Source organism: Kitasatospora sp. NPDC007106 (genome assembly GCF_040634455.1).
In the GTDB taxonomy this organism is placed as follows: Bacteria; Actinomycetota; Actinomycetes; order Streptomycetales; family Streptomycetaceae; genus Kitasatospora; species Kitasatospora arboriphila.
The window spans coordinates 1-1405 of record NZ_JBEYFP010001223.1; the positions used below are offsets into that span (position 1 = coordinate 1).

A 1405-nucleotide genomic window follows, 5' to 3' on the forward strand; every position below is an offset into this window, starting at 1 on the left:
GCGGCGATCGCCGCGGCGGCGGCGGCACCGCGCCGGCGGCGGTGCCGGCCGGGTGCGGGGGAGTGGAGCTGGGCACGTTCCATCGGGGACCTCTCCGGGGCATGGGGGGACCGCCGCCCGGGAGGTTCGGGCGGCGCCGGGCACAAGGACGGTCGGCATCCGCGCACGATGCCGTGGGGCAACTGCGGCCGCGGTGGCGGCCGCCCCCTTCCGGACGGGGTCAATCCCCAAAATGGACTGGACCACTGGCCGGGTCAAGAGTCCTGGGCGAGGCTTGGGCCTCTCTTAAGGAAGCCTTCGGGAAGCGCTCTCAGGGCCGCGCCCCGGGTGATCCGGGCTCAAGTCATCCCCACCATTGGATCGTTTCACTCGTTCGGGTGAGCTGACCCGGTGTCGGCAGCGTCATTGCGCGATCGTGCGCCCCGCCCCGCGAACCGGGGCCTATTCTCCTCACTGGCCCGCGGACCGGACGGGCCGAGCACGGCGGGGGAGGCTGACATCGCCAGCGAATGCGAGGGGGACGCCCTCACCGGCACCGCGGCCCGGTACGCCGCCGCCGTACTGGCCGGCGCCCTCTGCTGCCTGATCCCGCTCGCCGCCCCCGTCCACGGCCCGCTCGGCGGCCCGGTCGACTGGCCCCGCCTCGGCCTGCTCGCCTTCCTGCACACCTGCGCCGAGTCGCTCGCCCTCGGCCTGCCCACCCCGTGCGCCCGGCTCGGCCGCCGGCTGCTGCGCCGCCCGCCCCGCGAGGCCCGCGAGGCCGCCCGGACGCTGCCCGGCCGCGGCTTCTTCCCGGTGCTCTTCGCCGGTGTCCTGTTGCTGCCGCCCGCCGCCGCCGCACTGGTCGCCGTCCCCGGCGCGCTCACCGCCCACGTCCCGGCCCCCCGCCGGCTCCGCCGGCTGTGGAACGCCGCCCAGCTGGCCGTCGCCGCCTTCGCCGCCGCCGCCGTCTACCGCCTGCTCGGCGGACCGCACCTGCTGCTCGGCACGCACTTCCCGACCGCCGCCCTCGGCGCACTGGCCGCCGTCGCCGTGTTCTGCCTGGTCAACGCCGCCCTGGTCGGGGTGATGCGGCAGCTCTGCGCGGCCCGCCGGGCCCGCGGCGCCCACCCCGCCGACCTCGCCCGCGCCACCGGCGCCGTCGTGCTGCCCGCCCTCGTCCAGGGCGCCGGCGGACTGATGGTCGCCGTCCTGTGGCAGGGCCCGTACGGCGCTTTCGCCGCCGTCCTCGCCCTGCTGCCGCTGTCCATCTCCGCCTGGATGTTCGCCCAGGGCCACCGCGAGGCCACCACCCACCGGGCCACCGTCCGCGCCCTCGTCCAGGCCGTGGAGATCAAGGACGCCTACACCCGCGGCCACAGCGAACGGGTCGGCCGCGCCGCCGTCCTGATGGCCCGCCAGCTCG

The 1405-nt window shown here is 77.2% G+C and carries 1 pseudogene; it reads left to right on the forward strand.

From position 1 onward, the window contains the following. Positions 1-405: 405 nt before the first annotated feature. Positions 406-1405 (forward strand): annotated as a pseudogene (locus ABZ641_RS37320) (hypothetical protein); the annotation flags it as partial.